Annotated in this window: 18 protein-coding genes; all 18 read left to right on the top strand. The window is 58.3% G+C overall.

Annotated elements, in window-relative coordinates:
• Nucleotides 1-10: 10 nt before the first annotated feature.
• The 18 genes from ABWL43_RS01595 (at nt 11) to ABWL43_RS01510 (ending at nt 15,430) form a co-directional block, all read left to right on the top strand.
• The gene (locus ABWL43_RS01595) at nt 11-1,021 is read left to right on the top strand and encodes a hypothetical protein (protein ID WP_191946998.1); all 1,011 of its coding nucleotides are present in this window, start codon (nt 11-13) and stop codon (nt 1,019-1,021) included.
• A 161-nt stretch (nt 1,022-1,182) separates the two neighbouring features.
• Nucleotides 1,183-1,434 carry an AlpA family transcriptional regulator gene (locus ABWL43_RS01590; protein ID WP_191946999.1) on the top strand — a complete coding sequence of 84 codons (252 nt, stop codon included), beginning with the start codon at nt 1,183-1,185 and terminating at the stop codon, nt 1,432-1,434.
• Nucleotides 1,435-1,740 (top strand): helix-turn-helix domain-containing protein, encoded by a 306-nt coding sequence (locus ABWL43_RS01585; protein WP_404486426.1) that lies wholly within the window; start codon nt 1,435-1,437, stop codon nt 1,738-1,740.
• Complete coding sequence (locus ABWL43_RS01580) at nt 1,737-2,411, top strand: KilA-N domain-containing protein (protein WP_404486425.1); 675 nt, start codon at nt 1,737-1,739, stop codon at nt 2,409-2,411. Before ABWL43_RS01585 ends, ABWL43_RS01580 begins: the two co-directional genes overlap by 4 nt.
• Before the next feature lie 472 nt (nt 2,412-2,883).
• On the top strand, nt 2,884-3,147 hold the full coding sequence (locus tag ABWL43_RS01575) for a hypothetical protein (protein ID WP_404486423.1): 264 nt from the start codon (nt 2,884-2,886) through the stop codon (nt 3,145-3,147).
• Complete coding sequence (locus ABWL43_RS01570) at nt 3,144-3,653, top strand: hypothetical protein (protein WP_404486421.1); 510 nt, start codon at nt 3,144-3,146, stop codon at nt 3,651-3,653. The genes ABWL43_RS01575 and ABWL43_RS01570 overlap by 4 nt, the downstream gene beginning before the upstream one ends.
• A gap of 106 nt (nt 3,654-3,759) precedes the next feature.
• Nucleotides 3,760-4,047, top strand: a complete 288-nt coding sequence (locus ABWL43_RS01565) for a hypothetical protein (protein WP_404486419.1) — start codon at nt 3,760-3,762, stop codon at nt 4,045-4,047.
• Complete coding sequence (locus ABWL43_RS01560; protein WP_404486417.1) at nt 4,040-4,267, top strand: hypothetical protein; 228 nt, start codon at nt 4,040-4,042, stop codon at nt 4,265-4,267. Before ABWL43_RS01565 ends, ABWL43_RS01560 begins: the two co-directional genes overlap by 8 nt.
• Nucleotides 4,264-5,145 (top strand): toprim domain-containing protein, encoded by an 882-nt coding sequence (locus tag ABWL43_RS01555; RefSeq protein ID WP_404486415.1) that lies wholly within the window; start codon nt 4,264-4,266, stop codon nt 5,143-5,145. Before ABWL43_RS01560 ends, ABWL43_RS01555 begins: the two co-directional genes overlap by 4 nt.
• Complete coding sequence (locus ABWL43_RS01550; RefSeq protein WP_090292730.1) at nt 5,132-6,925, top strand: DUF927 domain-containing protein; 1,794 nt, start codon at nt 5,132-5,134, stop codon at nt 6,923-6,925. Before ABWL43_RS01555 ends, ABWL43_RS01550 begins: the two co-directional genes overlap by 14 nt.
• Entirely contained in the window at nt 6,915-7,262 is a 348-nt protein-coding gene (locus tag ABWL43_RS01545; RefSeq protein ID WP_404486413.1) for a hypothetical protein, read from the top strand. The genes ABWL43_RS01550 and ABWL43_RS01545 overlap by 11 nt, the downstream gene beginning before the upstream one ends.
• Nucleotides 7,263-7,585: 323 nt before the next feature.
• Nucleotides 7,586-8,194 (top strand): hypothetical protein, encoded by a 609-nt coding sequence (locus ABWL43_RS01540; RefSeq protein WP_404486411.1) that lies wholly within the window; start codon nt 7,586-7,588, stop codon nt 8,192-8,194.
• 106 nt (nt 8,195-8,300) lie between these two features.
• Nucleotides 8,301-8,681, top strand: coding sequence for a hypothetical protein (locus tag ABWL43_RS01535; protein WP_404486409.1), 381 nt, complete (start codon nt 8,301-8,303; stop codon nt 8,679-8,681).
• A gap of 8 nt (nt 8,682-8,689) precedes the next feature.
• Entirely contained in the window at nt 8,690-9,268 is a 579-nt protein-coding gene (locus tag ABWL43_RS01530) for a tail assembly protein (RefSeq protein WP_404486407.1), read from the top strand.
• Nucleotides 9,265-9,849: a tail assembly protein gene (locus tag ABWL43_RS01525; protein ID WP_094774304.1), complete on the top strand. Its 585-nt coding sequence runs from the start codon at nt 9,265-9,267 to the stop codon at nt 9,847-9,849. The genes ABWL43_RS01530 and ABWL43_RS01525 overlap by 4 nt, the downstream gene beginning before the upstream one ends.
• 43 nt (nt 9,850-9,892) lie before the next feature.
• Complete coding sequence (locus tag ABWL43_RS01520) at nt 9,893-10,327, top strand: hypothetical protein (RefSeq protein WP_404486405.1); 435 nt, start codon at nt 9,893-9,895, stop codon at nt 10,325-10,327.
• A 106-nt stretch (nt 10,328-10,433) separates the two neighbouring features.
• Nucleotides 10,434-11,057, top strand: coding sequence for a hypothetical protein (locus tag ABWL43_RS01515; protein ID WP_404486403.1), 624 nt, complete (start codon nt 10,434-10,436; stop codon nt 11,055-11,057).
• 608 nt (nt 11,058-11,665) lie between these two features.
• Entirely contained in the window at nt 11,666-15,430 is a 3,765-nt protein-coding gene (locus ABWL43_RS01510; protein ID WP_404486401.1) for a hypothetical protein, read from the top strand.
• Nucleotides 15,431-16,094 lie beyond the last annotated feature (664 nt).

The raw sequence follows: 16,094 nt of genomic DNA, 5'->3' as shown, positions 1-16,094 counted from the left end.
AGCTAATCGAATGGCGGAAGCCGGTGGAGACAATCAGATAGGACCTTTCGGGCGAATAAAGCTCGACGGGATCTATTCTGACTGGGCGTCAGGTCACCACCTGAACCCCCGGCTCTTAGCCTTCGAGCTCGCCGCAACCCTAAATACGCTGGCGCCGTTAGCTCAGCCTATTCACTCCCTGAATGCGAGCATCTTTTCAGAAGGTCGTTCCGACAGGAATACTCAGATCACTCACGGCGCGCTAGCCGACTACTTCACCTCAGCCAGCAATGGAAGGCTGGCCATCAACATCTCCACCAGCTCTGGCCCAGTACCTGCGGCTAATGTACTGATATGGCGCAAATGGATTGAGCGCCTAGTTGACGAGGCAACCGCACGCGCGGAGCTCGCCGCTGGATTCGCTCAACCGGCAAACGACAGCGTACCTGTCTCAACGGCAGTCAATGGCTTTGCTGCAACTAGCTACGCCCAGCCCCCCCTGATACCGGGAAACTCCTCGATAGTTCTCAAAGCGCAACAAGCGCAGTTACGCCGCGAGGGTGAAAAGAGCGCCTGCGAACAACTCGACGAGCACCAGATCGCCAGGGAGAGGGCTGAGCAAAAAGTAGTCGAGCTTTCGGCTCAACTCGAAACCAAGACAGCTCAAAACCAACAACTCATTGACGAGATGGAGTTACAGCGCCGCGAGCTCAGCGACGAGCGCAGGGCCAGGCGCGATGCTGAAGACGAAAACATTCGCATGGAGGAACATCTTGAACAGGTCATGGGGCTAGCCGAGTTCATGAACCACGACAATCAACTTTCGCCACCGGACGGGCGCTTGATTGTTGAATGTTGGTGCGATGTCACACAGAACGGAACAACCGCACCAACCGTTGGCTGGAGCGCAATTGTTAACAAGTGGTTTAAAGCAAAAGGGATCACTCTTCCGGCGGTGAAGGTGAAATTATTCGTCACTGCGCTTACTGCCGCTGGACGCAAAAAAGGCGGTTCCATAGCTAGATCAATTAATAAGGGGTGACAGGTTGCAGCCCGCGCCCCACAAGGCCTTCCCTAGTTTGTTTGACAGCAATTCGGCCCACGGGTAACACGTTAAATCCCACCTGTTACCTGTTCCGCCTCAGCCTCTACCGCCAGCATTGTCATCGTCGATTACCAACAACGCCCCAGGAGGCGCAGACGATGACAACTCAAGCCCACCCTATTCGCAAATCAGAACAGCCCACCCAAACAGGCGAACAGCCTCGGCGCTTCATCAAGCTAGGCGAAGTCAAAGCGCTGACCACCCTTTCGACATCCGAGATTTATCGACGCATTGCCGCAGGGCGCTTCCCTAAACAAGTGATGCTTGGGCCGAAGTCCGCCGTATGGATCGAGGCAGAAGTTATTGCCTGGTGCGACTCGTTGGTCGCTCTGCGAGTGGAGGCTGCATAAATGGCCGACCAAAAAAAAGGCCAACCAAATAAGGCCAGCCCAGAAAAAACTCACGTAGAGAATACCAGCGGAACCGCGCAACGCGCTCGCCTTTTGGAGCGCCTGCAAGCTGGTCCGATTGATACCTTCACCGCTATCCGCGAACTGAACATCGTTCGCCCTGGTGCCCGCATCAATGAACTGCGCAGCCTGGGCCATAAGATCCTAACTCACCGCCTTACCCTGACCGACGATCAAGGGCGCACTCATCAGGGCATGGCGCTCTACTACCTCAGCACCAACCCGCCTGCGGAGGTGGCAGCATGAGCGCCCGCATCATTCCCTTCAACTACGAAGGCCAGGCAGTGCGCTTCAATGCTGATGGCTGGCTCCATGCAACGGAGATAGCGGAGCGCTCTGGCAAAGAGCCTGCGCAATGGTTGCGCCTCGACTCGACCAAGGAATACATCCAGCGGCTGTCTGAGCGCATGGAGAAAAGTAATGTGGAGAAATCACACATTACGCTGGTGAAGACCCGCCGCGGCAACACCTCCACCAGCGGTACATGGCTCCATCCCAAGCTGGCGGTGAAGTTCGCTCGCTGGCTCTCTGTGGACTTTGAGATCTGGTGCGACGAGCAGATCGACGCTCTGGTACGTGGTGACCAGGCCAAATGGCAACAGGCCCGCCAGCAATCGGCCGTCGGCTATCGCGGTCTGTGTGAGGCTCTGGCAATCGCTCATGAGGAGAGTGGCAAGACTCCCCAGCGCCACCACTTCATCAACGAAGCCAAACTGATCAACCAGGCGATCACCGGGCAATTCGCCGGCCGCAATCGCGATGAGCTCAGCGCCCATGAGCTGGTGCTGGTTACCTTGATCGAGATCCGCGACGTGCTGCTGATCGGCCAGGGCAAGGACTTCACAGCCCGCAAAGCATCCCTACTGCGCTATGTCCAAAGCCTAACGGCCAAGCACCTCCGGAGTGTTGCGGTATGACAGCTCTGCTCATGATCAGCGATAAACGGTCGATAACTTTTGTTGCAAGCAGTCGTGGTCGTCGGTATGGTTTGCCCGTCGCTGCAAATTCAGCGATCGGGCTTGGTAACCCGCTGAACGTTAGGCGCAACAGCGCCCCCATTACGATTGCAGGCGCTTTTTTTGTGCCCGCAGTTACGTGTTATGGCGGCTGTGCGTGGGAGGCATTCGTGCCTGCCGGGTTCCTAACGTCCCGGTTTACCAACCTGCGCACAGCTGCCACCCATTCGCTTGGTAACGAACGTGGCAGCTCCCTTCTTACGTTAGGAGCTCCACGTATGCCCGCCCTAAATCCGTCTGCGATTCGCGCATTTGCTCACCGCCGCATTGCCCTGAGCGCCCTCCGCGCAAACTCATCACTTTCCGTTCGCCTCGCCCGTTACAACTCCCACATGGTCATCGCTCGTACCCTGGAGTCTGCCGGCGGTGCGCAATGAATACTCCCGCCCGCACCATCCAAGAGATCGCCCACGACACGCTTGAGGATCTCGAAAGCGCCCAGATCGTCCTGCGCAAGGTTGAGGCCGTTCTCTATGCCGCATTGGCAGACAAGGGCACGAGTCAGCACGTCCGCAATCTGGTAGATGTCGCGTGGAACCTAGCCGCTGACGGCGCCAACACCGCCGACTGCAACCGCGAGGCAATTTCCGCCGCACTGTCCGGGCGCGCTGGCCTGAACGCCGGGGGTGAGCTATGAGCCGCTCCTACAAGGAAATAGCCGAGACCGGCGTCCTGGATCTGTACGAAGTGACCAGTGCGCTCGAGAGCGTGCGCGCAATCTTCACGCTGATGCTTGAGACCTTCCGCGAAGACAGCACGCCTCACGCTTTCGCACAGTTGGGCACCCTCGAGATAAGCGACTGGAACACCAAGGTTTATCAGTGGTGCGAGTGCATGGAAAACGAGCTGGATGATGCGAACGCCGAGGCGCGGAAGTCAGCGCCATTGCCGCACTTCCTGCTGGACAAGCGCAGTAACGAGGTGGCCGAGGCGATTTCTACCGAGCGCTCACACGCTACCCGGTGGTGGACGCACTTGAACGAGATGCGGCGCCGCAAGGAACTGCCTGACTGGGTGGCGGCGGGGATCGGCACGCATGATGAACACGATCTGATGCTGGAAAGCCGGAAGGCCGTCAATCAAGCACTATTCGGATCGGACGACCTGGGCGGCGCTCAGCAATATCGCGAGGTCGCCCTATGAGCCAGCACATGCGTTCACATTCGATCCTTTTTATCAGCTCCGCATTTTGTCCAAAGCCACCGCGTACTCACGCGAAGCGCCGACGCCCTGACCTAAGAGGTTAAGCATGAAAATTCAAAACGGCGCATCTGCGTCGACGGGATCGGCTTGCCTGAAAAAAGCCACCGAACTGTTTTACGTCACTCACCCGAAGACGCCCAAGGCGCTGCTGGGGCCGTTCTTGAGCGAGGCCGACGCAGAGTGTGGGCGCGTTGTCATGCGCAGTGCTGACGCTCAGGTGACGGCCTGCCTGGTTGACGGGATCGACGACATCACCCAATGGCATGGCCTGAACAATGGTCAAGTTTGCCGGGCCTTTGCTGGCGCTTATCGCCGGGAGGCCAGTCATGGGTGACGTGACCCCAATCAAGCGCAAAGGCAGTGGCGGCCCACCCGCGGCTGGCGCTCATATCGACAGCGCTAGCTATACGCTGCTGGTGGAAACCCTGGTCGGGTTCCTGGAGCTACGAATCTCAGAGGGCGACCAAGGCCGCCACTGCAATGAGCTGGAGCGCCTGACTCAGAAACTGGAGAACTTGGCCAAGCGGTTTACCCAGCCGAAGGGGGCCGCATGACGGACGCAACGATCCTATTCCGTGATGCGCTCCAAGCCGTCTATGGCCCTCTCGACTGGCTGCCAGAGCCCGACGGTGCAATCCACCGTTTTCGTGTGCCGGAGGATAAGCCCGGCTCGCTCAACGGCTGGTATGTGCTGTACCTGGACGGCATTGCATCCGGCGCTTTCGGCAGTTGGAAAGCCGGCGGCGCCAGCACCTGGTGTAGTCGCGAACCGGTGGACGCTCGCGAAGCGGCCCAGATCCGCGAGCGAGTTGACCTTGCCCGGCGCCAGCGCGGAGCCGAGCAACACCGGCGCCAGCAGCAGGCAGCAGAGAAGGCCAACCACTGGTGGCGCAATGCGCGCCGTGCCTCACCCGACCACCCGTATCTGGTAGCCAAGGCGGTTCGGTCCTACGGTCTGCGCCAGCTTGGCACTGACCTGCTGATCCCGCTGTACCTGGATGGGCGCTTGGTCAACCTGCAACGAATTGCTCCGGACGGCGACAAGCGCTTCCTGTTTGGCGGCCGGATCAAGGGCACCTATTCGCCGCTGGGCATCATCGAGCCAGGTTCTGTGCTTTGCATCTGCGAAGGGTGGGCGACGGCCGCCAGCCTCCACCAGCACGGCGGCTACGTCGTTGCCGCTGCCATGAACGCGGGCAACCTGATCCCGGCGGCGATGAGCCTGCGCGCTCGCTACCCGGGCCAGCCAATCGTCATCGCCGGCGACGACGACCGGCTCACCGATGGCAACCCGGGGCGCGCAGCGGCAAACGCAGCAGCGGCGGCCGTGGGTGGCCAAGTGGCTTTCCCCGAGTGGCCGGAAGGCGCCCCCGATGACCTCACCGACTTCAACGACCTCGCCAACTGGAAACTCGGCCATGTCCAAGCCTGACACCAACGTGATCAACCTTCGGCCGGACGCCGCGACCATTGCGCCAGATCGCCCCTGCTGGGCGGTGTACGAGCATTGGGTAATCAATGAGAAGGGCCGCAAGCTGCGCCCAGGCGTTTACTGGCATAGCTTCAAGCGCGCAGCCGCAGACCAGGACGACGCCGAGGGCGATACCGGCGACCGGCCTATCACTGATGAGTGGATCTCCAGCCCCGTTACCGTCGTTGCCCGCACTACCAATAGCGACGATGGCAGCGAAGGCCGTTTGCTGCGCCTGGTCACAGAAGGCGGCATCAAGGAATGGATCATCGCCATGGAGGTGTTCGGCGGCAGCGGCGAGGACGCCCGGCGTGCCTTGTTCGGGATGGGCGTCATTATCGCCCTCAAGAAACGCGGCACGTTCATGGAGTACCTGCTCGACCAGCATCCTGCAGAAGTGTTTGCCACCACCAGCCGGCCGGGCTGGCATGAGTCAGGCGCGTTCGTGCTGCCTGGGCGAACCATCGGCAGCGCCAATGTGCGGTACCAGGCCAGCAACAAGGCTCAGGTACTTTTCAGCCGGCGCGGCGAGCTGGCGCTGTGGCAATCGGAGGTGGCCGCCAAGTGCGCGGGCAATCCGGTACTGACACTGGCGATCGGCTGCTCACTGGCTGGCCCACTGCTGAGTTTGGTGGGCGTGCTGGGCGGTGGTGTTCACCTGGTGGGGGATAGCTCGAGCGGTAAGTCGCTGGCGCAACTGATCGGATCGTCGGTATGGGGCGACCCGGGCGTGTTCGCCGCCAGTTGGGACATGACCAAGGGCGGCCTGGAGATCGAGGCATCGAGCCGCAATGACACCATCCTGCCCTTGGACGAGATCAAGCGCGCCGACCCCAAGCGCGTTCAGGAAATGGCCTACTCCCTCGCCAACGGCCAGGGCAAAGGCACCATGACCCGCGAGCGCGAAGGCCGTGCCAAATTGAGCTGGCGCCTGCTGACACTCTCCAGCGGCGAGCGCTCACTCTCTGAACACGCGGCCATATCCGGCAATGCCGCCCACGCTGGCGCCGAATTGCGCATGGTCGACGTGAACGCCGGTACTCGGACACACCGGGCCTTTGACGAATTGCACGGGCTTGAGGGAGCGGACTTTCATCGGCAGCTCACCGTAGCGGTCGGCGCCCACCACGGCCACCTTGGGCCAGCCTTTGTCGAGAAGCTGCTCGAGAGCGACGACCGGGCCGGCCTGCTGGAAGACTTCGCCGGAGTACGCGCCAGCTTTGTGGAGGACAACGCCCAGGCCGGCCGCGTAGCTGATCGGTTTGCGGTGATCGCACTGGCCGGTGAAATGGCAATCGCTTATGGCCTGCTGCCTTGGGTGCCGGGTACCGCCCTCGCCGACTGCCGCTTGCTGTACGGCGAATGGCTCAGCAGGGTGGGCAGCGGCAACGCGGAAGACCGACAGATCCTTGCCGGCATCCTGGACTTTATCGACCGCCACGGTAGCAGCCGCTTTTCAGACGTCGACGATCAGACACCTGACACCAAGGTTTTCAACCGGGCCGGTTACTGGGAGCTGGTGGGCACCAACCGCCTGTACCTGTTCAACAAGCCAGCACTCATCGAGGCGGCGCACGGCTATGGCCTGTCTCGCATCATCAAGGCTCTGGAGAGCGCTAACGTCCTCGCACGCCGTGACAACGAGCGTAAAACCAAAAACTACCGCCTCCCTGGTGGTGGCCAGGCGCGTCTCTATGTGATCGATCCAGACATCATGGATCGTGAAGGCGGTGGCGCATGAACGTCACTCAAAGACCAGCAATCCAGATTGCCCAAGTTCACAGGAACCTAGAATCACTGGCAACAGTGGCAACACCGGCAACGGCCTTGTGGGGCGTGGCTTACAGCCGTTGCCACCCTATAAAAAAAGTGGCAACAACTGGCAACGCACACCTCATTTTCAACATAAGAGACCCGCACTTTCCCTTCATTTGGTTATCACTGTTGCCGGTAAAAAACCGGTGGCAACAGTTTGGCAGCATCGGCAACGCCTGGAGGCCACGGTTTACGCGGCTGTTGCCATTGTTGCCGCTGTTGCCGGTGTTTTTGAGATCACAGGAACATTGGATCAGCAGTGATCGGGTCGAGGTGACGGCATGAGCCTCCTTTCCGGTCTGCTCAATCACATGCCGCCAGCTATCTCCGGAGTCGACTCGCCAAAAGTGGATGGCCGGCCTCGCACGCGGTTGGTCCTGGCCAGCCCTGTCGAGCGCACTCCACGGCTCATCACAAGACCACATGCAAGCGCTGCCACTGCCACGCCTCAGTGGCGACAAGCCCGTGACCGCTACCTCAACCACATCATGGTTTGTCGGAGCTGCTACGCACCCACCAGCCGCCATTGCACGGCTGGCGCCGACCTGCGCGCCAGCTACGACGCCACACCTATGGAGGCGCACCAATGACGCCCAGCCTTATCACCCGCTTGTGCAACATCGGTATGAAACCCGGCATCAGCGCCGCCACACAGCTCATCACCACCCGGCGAATCTGTCGCGCCATTGCTGAACAGCTCGACGTTATCCGCAGTGAGCGGCGAGCCCTTCGTCGGCAGGCGGGAAAGTTGAAAGCATTCCTCCCCTTCACCCGGCAGGCCATTGCTGAATTGGAGGAGCGAGCCCAGGAACACCAAGAGGCCACCCGCAGCGGAGCGTGGAGCGCACTCGCTGGGTTTGGCCAGTCCCTGATGTTCGACCGCGAGGGGCTGGCGCAAGCGTTGGGCTTCGACCAGATGTGCGACCTGCTGGGCGTCAACCCAGTACACCGTCAGCAGGCCAGCGCAGACGATGACACCAGCCTTCGCGGAGTGGCCTACCTATCCCGGCTGGAGGACAGCGCCGACCGCAAGAGCGACGAATGGGGCGCCGGTGGCCCGCTGTATCGCGCCTGCCACGCCGCCATGATCCGGTTCATCAGGGAATGCCCAGAAGACCAACTACCCGACCCATTCGCCCCTGGTACGCCGTTCGGCCCAAAGCTGCCACCAGCCCTCAGCATTGTCGGCAACTGACTATTTTCCGCGCCACGTTTTGCGAATCACGAAAACGTGGCGCGCCACAGAGCAACAACACCGGGCACCAGCCCATGATCAGCGCCAGCGGCGCACAGAGGAAACCATGACAGATCAAGACACCAACACCGCAGAGCATAAACCCACGTACCAGGAGCGATTCACCCTTGCGTGCGACACGCAGAAATTCAAACCCTACGAACTGATTCAAGGGCCAGACGCAGGCTACTTGGTGTGGGAGGTCCAGCACGTCCGCAACGGCCAGCAAGTGACCATCGACGGTCCCTACTTCACCGAGGAAGAAGCACGGGTTTCGGCGAACCTTATGCGGGGAACATTCCGCGGCGCCAGGGCAAGCGAAACGATCTACAACCGGGTGTGGAACTACGACCCACGCCAGGAACAGCTGACCATCGACCAGGCGCATATGTCACGCGCAGTGCTCGCAATTCGCCTTGGGCTACCTGCCCCTTCGATCACCGTATAGGAGGCCACATGGCCGCTACCGCATTCGATAACTCCCCTATGACCACCATCAAACTCTACGGACAACTCCGGCAGTTCGGCAGGTCCTACGACCTTGCCGTGCGCACGCCAGCGGAAGCCTTGAAAGCGCTGTGCGTGCAGATTCCAGGCCTTGAGCGATTCATCTCAAACGCCAGGTCGCGCGGACTTGTGTTTGCTGTTTTCCGAGGAAAGAAAAACATCGGGGAGAGTGAGCTCAATTATCAAGGCCATGGCGACATCATTATCGCCCCCGTGATCGTCGGCAGTAAGCGGGCAGGTATCTTGCAAACGATCATAGGGGCCGTACTGATCGTTATGAGCCCTTTCACAAATGGCGCAACACTTGCGCCCGGCATCGCGCTGGCCGCCGGCGGCGTAATTCAGATGTTGAGCCCGCAAGCCCAGGGCTTGAAGTCTAGCGCCGCGCCCGAGAACACTCCTGGCTATGCTTTTGGTAGTGCGAAAAATACCGTGGCGTCGGGCTTGCCCGTGCCTCTTTGCATCGGCCGTCGCCGCTGGGGTGGCGCGATCATCAGCGCCGCCATCTATGCAGAGGACCAGGTATGACCGCCATCGAGTACACCCCAAAAACAACCATCCTACTCAGCGGCTCTTTGGCCAAAAAGTACGGAAGGAGACACACCTATGCGCTTTCCGCTCATGGCGATACGAGGGAGGCATTGAGAGCAATCGATGTAAATCACCCTGGGTTCTTGGGCGACATCGCCCGAGCGCGCTCTATCGGCCTGGAGTTCGCAATTTTCCGTAACAGGAAGAACGTAGGCGAATCCGAGTTGACTCTCGGCGGAGCCAAGGAAATACGGGTGGTTCCAGTGATCACCGGGAGCAAGCGCGCCGGGATACTTCAGACCATCATCGGAATCGTGTTGATCGTGGCCAGTCCGTTCACCAACGGCGCTACGCTTGCCCCAGGCATTGCTCTTGCTGCTGGTGGTGTTATCCAAATGCTCAGCCCCCAGGCCGGCGGCCTGAAGACCAGTGCCGCACCAGAGAACACCCCCGGGTACGCCTTCGGCAGCGCCAAGAACACCACGGCCAGTGGCAACCCGGTGCCGCTCTGTTACGGCAAACGGCGGGTAGGCGGAGCGATCATCAGCGCTGCCATTTACGCAGAAGACCAGATGTAGGGGTGCTGGTGTAAAGTGATCCATCAACCCTGGAGGAAGAAATATGCACAGGATTTTGCTCGCCACCGTCACCTTCGCACTACTGGCTGGATGTTCAAGCACACCAGTAGCGCCTGGCTCTGCAAAGCGGGTGCCCTCCGACAGGGTCTACGCCTATCAGTCAGACATTCCTGGTGGTGCGACACTGGCAGTTAGTCGAGACAACGGCTTTTGGGCGTCTGGCGGCTGCATGGCCACCGTGCTCATCGACGGAAAAAAGGTCGCCCGCATCGACACCGGCGAAATTGTGAAATTCAAGGTCAAGCCAGGTCGGCATATCGTTGGCATTGCCGGCGATGACGAAGGCAACGGCCTCTGTGCAATGCAGATCGGTCAGCCCGTGAAGGAAACGGCAGCCGAGGTAAGCTCAGGAGAAACCCAAAAATTCAGGATTTCGGGTACTCAGAATGGAACGGACATACGCCCAAGCTCCATTTAGTTGACTGGTTGAAACAGACGATATGGTCTCACTCAGACCAAATCGTCTGTTTCGCTAAGCGCATCCAGTACGGGCATTTAGCCCACTTATCATCAAGGAAGAGTAAATGAAATCTCGTGAACTACATACTACACCGACTCTTATTATTACAAACTATAGAATAGTCCCGCATCCCGATGGGAAGTACCTACACAGTTTCACACCGGAAAATACGAATACGGTCTATCAGTTTATTGCGAATCACGAGCCCGTTCTCGAAGAAGGCCAGAGATACAATATTGGCTTCACTGTCGAAGATAATGCGAACTGGGTGGATATTTCCGCAACTGCTAAGGCTGACGATGTTGACCAGTTCAAAAGTCACTACGTTGCACGTCTGCTCGGTGAAGAAAAGCGTTCCGTCGAAACCCAAAAATCTAGGGATCGCGTCCAACATAACGCGACTGACGGTCACTATCTGGGTAAGAAATATGCTTGGCGAATTTACGGTATGGCTGTTGCGCGCGATACCTTCAATGACTACCTGGAGGAAACCAAGCATCCAAGCACTCCATGCCTTACGGAAGGCAGCAAGTCGACCGCCTACAAAGAAGACGGTCTTGCTGCCGCGATGGATCTTTTAATTCAAACAGCCACGAGAGTTAGCGGAAACCGATTCCGCTCACCACTTTTGCCCTCAAAGAAATGGTTCCAGATCAAAGGTATTTCGGCCATCACAGACAAAAAGTAGGTTTTCACCCAATCATTTCACTGAACCCGCCCTACCTGAGCTTCTGGGGTTCAGTGAGTTTAGAAGTAGGCATCCGCTCGCCGATGCCAACTCACTGTCGGCTTTTGTTAACAGGGAGACGGATTGGCCAACCTCTCCCGGGACTAACTTTTGCTAACAGGGGGCGAATGTTGCCGCCGGCGCCAGGCCGATCCGATGTCAACATTTGTCAACTTCGCCCCAAGTCCCGTACTCGAAAAATGTCAGGTTTTGTCAGGTTCTGGAGCCGCCCCAATATCGAGTTTGAGAAGTCGCCGGCGCTGACCAGATAGGCCGACAACCACATTGGCATAACTCCACGCAATTCCCTCGGTGACCGACAATCACACTTATGCGATACACCTCCTAAAAAATGAACAGCGGAAATCTGGGAGAAGTAGCCAGTCAGTCTGAAAAATAAATACATCCCCATTTTCACCTTTCCGGTTGAGACATGCCTGCCGAGGCAAGGGCCTGTAGCAACGCTGCGTGCCTAGCGGTTCAGTTCTGCCGTGGGTTAGAGTGCGCTAACGCCAAGGAGCTGCGCCGTCTCGGCATTCACCGACACCATGCAAAGGGAGAAAAAAACATTGAAGTGGATCAGTGCACTTGAACTAGGGCAGTGGGCCGACACCCTCCAAGGCAGGGATAAGGTGCCCGAGTTGGTGGAGGACTTGATCTGGGCCACCGCCACCAGGGTGCGCCGGCTTCGTTTTTTGCACGGTGACATGGGGCAAGTTCGAGGTTTCGATGGCTATCTCGACGTTGATGCAACATCCCCGTTCGTGCCAGACGGAAAGTCAGTTTGGGAGTTCGGAACCAACGGTGCCGGCAAAACTAAGGCCGAAGCTGACTACAACAAGCGCACCAAGGAAGTCACTGCTGAAGATCGTGCTGAGCACTCCTTGGTTATCGTCTCGCCCAGGACGTGGGACACGCCCCAGGTAAAAATTGAAAACTGGCTTGATGAAAAGAACGAGTTGGGTGAGTGGAAGCGTGTCGTCTACCTCGATGGGCCGCTCCTAGAGAACTGGCTTGCGCAAAGCCCAGCAGTTGCCTCGCGTTGGGCGCGGCATGCATTCAAACGCGCCCCCCAACACGGCGTGCTGAGCACCGATGAGTTCTGGGAGTCTTTTTCTCGCCGCTTCGAGCCTGCGCTGGTTGAAGACGTTCTGCTCGCCGGCCGAGAATCCCAAGCTGAAGACTTGCTGCGAAATTTGACCCAGGGGAGTGGACGACTGGCATTCGCCGCCGACACTACCGACGAGGTTATTGCCTTTGCGGTCGCCGCGATACGCAAGGCGCCCGAGACAGTGCGCAAGCCGCTGGAAGCGCGGACCTTGATCGTTGAGACGGAGGAGGCTGCTCGGCATCTGGTTAATACGAGCACCCTTATCTACTTGCCCCGACTCGCCGCACGCAGCTGCGTAGGAATACTGAAGACTTCGGGGCCAACAGTGATAAGCGCAGGGGCCGAGGACAAAAAGATCGATCATGTCGACTTGGTACGACCGACCAACGCTCAGCTTGGCAAAGCATTCACCTACATGGGTATGTCTGAAAGCGAAGGATATGAGACTGCCCGCACCTGTGGTCGGAGCCTGGCGGTATTGGCTCGACAGAAGCCAAGTGGTACCGCTGAGTTGCCGAGGTGGGTCGGCGATGCTGACGCTTTGATACCGGCCATGTTGGCGGGAGCATGGATCTGCAATGTAGAACATGATCAACAAATCCTCAGTTCGCTCAGCCAGAAACCTTATGATGAAACCGAGGACGACCTGCTCAAATTCCTAAACATGCAGGATTCGCCCATCGAGCGGATAGAAAGTTTGTGGGCGACGAAAGCCCCCGTCGATGCGTTTCTGCACCTCGCTCCTCGCGTTGGGCGCAGGCACCTGGAGCAGTTCAAAGCGGCTCTGATCGCCGTCTTCCAGACGGCTGTGGCGTCTCATAAACCACCCACTGCAGACCAACCCTTCGTGCTGCGCAGCAAGCGTGAACAGGAAACCTCGCACAGTGAACAGCTTAGAAACGGATTGATGACGACACTGCTACATATGGCCGTACTTCATAAGCATGCGGGTTTCACTGTTGCAGGTGGTGATCCGCAAGTTTTCGTAGACGACTTGGTGAGATCGATTCCTGGCCTGTCGAGCGACTCCACATTGATGGCAAGTCTGAGCCAGAATCTTTCGTTGCTTGCGGAGGCATCCCCCAGGTCTTTTCTAGAAGCCCTTGAGCGTCAGCTTGAGGGCGCCTCGCCGAGCATTTTGTCCATTTTCGACGAGCACCCCGGAATGCTCACTCCCGTAACATACCACTGCGGGTTGTTGTGGGCGCTAGAAGTGATCGCCTGGGATGCCAGCTACTTTGAGCGGGCCGTGCTATGCCTTGCCAAGCTTGCGGCGATCGACCCGGGCGGCAAGTTAAGCAACCGGCCCATCAACAGCCTGCGCGCTATATTCCTCTCATGGGTGCCATGCACTTCTGTGAATACAAAGCGTCGGTTGGCTGCTCTGCAATCCATCGTGAACGCCGTCCCGAGCATTGCTTGGCCGCTCCTCGTCTGCTTACTTCCCAGTTCAGGAGATACGAGCTCGCCAACCGAAAAGCCAAAATTTAGAGATTACGAACAGGATCACGGTGAAACCCTGACATATGGTTTGGTCTGGGAGAGCGAGGCCAAAATCATAGCGCTGGCGGTCGACGCAGCAGACTCGACGCCAGAGCGCTGGATCACGTTGATTAACGCGCTCGATCATTTCCAGGAGGATACTTTCGAGGCTACCGTCGAACGGCTCAGTGAGGTGCTGAGCATCGTTGACGCTGATGACCGAACACAAATATGGAAAGCCTTGAACGTGCAGGTCAAGCATCACCAGAAGTATTCGAGCGCGGATTGGGCGATGTCGAAGGAGCGGGCTGAACGCTTGGTGCCGCTAATCAACCAGTACGTGCCAGAAACGCTGGTAGAAAACCATACCTGGTTATTCGATGATTGGACGCCACCTGTGGAAGGCATGGACGACGAAGGCGCCGATTTTTCCCTGCTCATTGAAAATGCCCGTTTGCAGGCCATGAAGGCAGTGTACGAGGCGCTCGGCGTTCAGGGCGTCCTGCAACTGGCGGGCCGCGCTAAGATTCCGCACTTCGTGATTTACTCCGCGTTGCGCCTTGAACTTTCCTACGAGGAACGCCTTGCGTTGTTCATAGGCTTGCTCGCGAGTAGCGTGCAGGAACTAGAGCTCGCAGCTGGAGGAGTCATGGCGGACGGGATCACACGCTTCGAGGAGAGATGGAAAGAGGAGGCGCGTTCTGCGCTTCTAGGCAGTCGCCTGACTGTTGACCGTGTAGCGAGTGTGATCGAGCGTATCCCTGAAAACAAGCAGACATGGCTGTACGTCGAGACCTTCGGAAATGAAGTGGCGCGAGCCTATTGGACCTTCAAATCGCCATATCCCCTCGAAGTGAGCGCCGATGAGCTGCTTTATGCAGTGGCCAAATACCGAGAAGTTGGACGTCCTGTCGCCGCCTTGAGCGCCGTATCCCGTCGACTTGGTGAGATTCCGACACAGGAAGTCTTGTCACTGTTGATGGATGGAGTTGCAGAGCAAAACGCCAAGCCTGGCGCTCATCTGGCCACCAGTTTCTTCGACATTGAAAAGGTCATCAGGGCGTTGGCCGAGCGATCGGACACGACGGTGGAGCAAATGGCGAGCCTAGAGTTTGCCTACCTCCCTCTGCTGCGCGATGAGCCCAAAGCCCTACATCGAATGCTGCTTGAGCAGCCGAGTTTTTTCATGGAGCTGGTGTGTCTGGTGTTCAGAGCCAAGGGGGCAGAGGCGATGGAAGCCTCTGAATCGCAGAAGGGGCGCGCCACTAATGCATACCAGTTGCTGAAAAGCTTGAAGTCCTTGCCAGGACAGACGGATCAAGAGGTCAATCTGGATACATTGCTGGCGTGGTGCCTCGAGCTCCGGCGCCTTGCAGCAGAAAATAATCGGCAGGACATTACTGATCAGTTGATCGGCCAAGTATTGGCCCATGCCCCAATGAGTCTTAAGGATGGCGCCTGGCCACACGAAGCCGTTCGGCATGTCATAGAGACACTCGCTTCTTCGCAGGTAGAGCTCGGGATTCGCATCGAAAGGGTCAACATGCGAGGCGTGTTCTGCAAATCACTCGGAGAGGGTGGCGAACAGGAGCGGGCTTTCGCTCGACAAGCACAGGAATGGGCGCAGGCGTCATTGGATTTCGTACGTACCCACGCAATGCTCGAGCTTATCGCTCGGTCGTGGCTGGTAGATGCTGGACGTGCAGACACGGAGGCAAAGCAGGACGCGATGCGTCATTGATCCGCGGTATGCGCGTTGCCTGGATTTAACGGGGACCAGTTATTTGTTCCCTTTCGCAGGAACGTTGCCTGTTGAGTAGTGGCTCACCTAAGGGCAAGCACCAAAGTATTGTCGCTGTCTCGCTGCTCATCTGGCAACAACAGGTCGCATTTCGGGCAAGTGGCCGATTGCTGTCTTAGTGAAGGAAAGCTTCGGGTCGAAAGCAGCCAGTATCCAACGAGGTATCCACGGATTGACGCTGATACAAGATGGATACCCGGGCGGTGACCAAGCGCGGTGACCACCATAAGTGACCAGTTCCAGCGGCGTGTTTCGCGCAGCTCGTCGCGCACGTCCGTCGCGCATCTGGTCAATGCGCGAAGCCTTCCCCCTTCAAGGTTTCACGCACCCTTCACGCAGCATATTCACGCATAGGGCCGCGTGGTGCCCATGGCAGCCCGCAGATACTCAAGCCTCAGCAACAGCCTCTGGACTGCGCAGTAACTGCGCAAATTGCGCAAATTGCGCACAGGAAGTACGCAGCTCAGTACGCACGGTTGGTACGCACTCGGGTGCGTACAGGCAGCAGGTTCGCACCGAGGTTCGCAACCACCAAGGCGCGAACCAGGCCGGCCACCGGAGCTCAAAAGATTTGATTACCAGGCACAGGTTTCAACTGGAAATT

It is taken from the genome of Pseudomonas sp. HT11 (genome assembly GCF_044875395.1).
GTDB lineage: Bacteria > Pseudomonadota > Gammaproteobacteria > Pseudomonadales > Pseudomonadaceae > Aquipseudomonas.
The sequence above is the reverse complement of the archived record's forward strand: the minus strand, read 5'-3'. Positions and strand labels throughout refer to the sequence as shown.